Here is a 1,828-nt window from a genome sequence, read left to right on the forward strand (position 1 = left end):
GCAGCCATGCTGCACAGAAGATGAGGGAGGGCCCCTCGAAGCCGCCATACAGGTGGAGGCTTCAAACCACCTTAAGCTGCTTTGGTCAAAAGCCACGGTAGTGAGCGTTAAGGAAAAGGCGAGGCTAGACTTCGTCAGGTGAGTGCTATGGAGACGAACACCAGTGAATCGCTGATAAAGTGTCGAAAGCGTAAGGATGTCATCAAAACCAGGGGGAGGTCGTTAACCTGGGATAAGTCTGGAAGAAACCTGTTTACTGACCAGATGGTGACCGGCATGAAGGCGGCGTGAACATAGCACAGGCTTCTGTGTGGAACGTGGGAACCTACGACTTCGATGTTAAGGGAGAAATCCAAGTGGAAGAACCACAAGGAGGAGAGTACCGATGCGAAGTATAGGGGCGGAATAACCCGTAGTAGTGATGAAGCTCTTGTAATGGGAGGGGAGCGAAGGGGTTGTGTTATCCAGTTTTGAAAAATGGTCAACCAAAAGGGAGGAACCAATGGACAAAACAAAGTCGTATGAAATCTCTAAACATGTAGTAATGGAAGCATACCAACGAGTAAAAGCGAACAAGGGAGCAGCCGGAATAGACGATGAAAGTTTGGAAGCATTCGAAACGAACTTGAGGAACAATCTCTACAAGATTTGGAACCGAATGTCTTCTGGCAGCTATTTCCCCCCGCCTGTAAAAGCGGTGGAAATACCCAAGAAAACCGGGGGGAAAAGAATACTTGGAGTGCCCACTGTGGCAGACAGGGTAGCGCAGATGGTGGCCAAAATATATTTTGAGCCGCAAGTAGAGCCATATTTCCATCCGGACTCTTATGGATACCGGCCTGGAAAATCGGCAACTGATGCGCTTGCCGTTACCCGTCAGCGATGCTGGAGGTATGACTGGGTGCTGGAGTTCGATATCAAAGGTCTGTTTGACAACATCGACCATGATTTGTTGATAAAGGCGGTCCGTAAGCATACCGATAATCCATGGGTTATACTCTACATTCAGAGATGGCTCAAAGCACCTTTTCAGATGCCAGATGGCACCGTCAAGGAACGGACCAAAGGCACTCCGCAAGGAGGCGTCATCAGTCCGGTTCTAGCCAACCTGTTTCTCCACTATGCGTTTGATATGTGGATGGCCCGGAATCATTCCGACAAGCCATTTGCCCGTTATGCGGATGATGCTGTAACACATTGCCGCAGCAAGGAGAATGCGGAGAAACTACATGATAGTTTAAAAGAGCGGTTTGCGGAATGTGGATTGGAACTCCATCCGACAAAGACCCGCATTGTCTACTGCAAAGATGACGACCGGCGGGAAGAATACCCGGAAACCAAGTTTGATTTTCTGGGATATACATTCCGACCACGCAGGTCCAAAAATAAGTACGGAAAATATTTTGTCAACTTTACCCCGGCAGTTAGCAACAAAGCGAAAAAGGCCATGCGTCAAACCATTCATGATTGGCGCATGCATCTGAAACCGGACAAGACAATAGAAGACTTATCGCATATGTTCAATCCGGTAATCAGAGGCTGGATTAATTACTATGGGCGCTTTTACAAATCGGAATTGTACTCTGTACTCAGGCACATGGACTGGGCTTTAGTTCGTTGGGTGCAACGAAAGTACAAGAAATTCGCTACACACAAGCGGCGGGCTACTTATTGGCTTGGTCAGATTGCCAGACGAGAACCGAAGTTGTTCGCACATTGGCAAATGGGGATTCGTCCTGCGGCTGGATAATGGGAGCCGGATGAGCTGAGAGGTTCACGTCCGGTTCTGAGAGGGCCTGGGGGTGAGATTCCCCCGGGCTACTTACCT

The 1,828-nt window shown here is 49.0% G+C and carries 2 protein-coding genes; both read left to right on the forward strand.

Features of this window, described 5'->3' with window-relative positions; translation table 11 throughout:
- The first annotated feature begins 147 nt into the window (after nt 1–147).
- Nucleotides 148–291 carry a hypothetical protein gene (locus AWB54_RS16015; RefSeq protein WP_160328968.1) on the forward strand — a complete coding sequence of 48 codons (144 nt, stop codon included), beginning with the start codon at nt 148–150 and terminating at the stop codon, nt 289–291.
- Nucleotides 292–502: 211 nt separating this feature from the next.
- Nucleotides 503–1,750, forward strand: coding sequence for a group II intron reverse transcriptase/maturase (gene ltrA / locus AWB54_RS14905; RefSeq protein ID WP_061215389.1), 1,248 nt, complete (start codon nt 503–505; stop codon nt 1,748–1,750).
- Nucleotides 1,751–1,828: the final 78 nt, after the last annotated feature.

This window comes from Syntrophomonas wolfei subsp. methylbutyratica (assembly GCF_001570625.1).
Lineage (GTDB): Bacteria > Bacillota > Syntrophomonadia > Syntrophomonadales > Syntrophomonadaceae > Syntrophomonas > Syntrophomonas methylbutyratica.

Bases quoted from the DNA above. Each gene is read 5' to 3' on its own strand.
- AWB54_RS16015 (WP_160328968.1), top strand. From the start codon at position 148: ATGGAGACGAACACCAGTGAATCGCTGATAAAGTGTCGAAAGCGTAAG.
- ltrA (WP_061215389.1), top strand. From the start codon at position 503: ATGGACAAAACAAAGTCGTATGAAATCTCTAAACATGTAGTAATGGAA.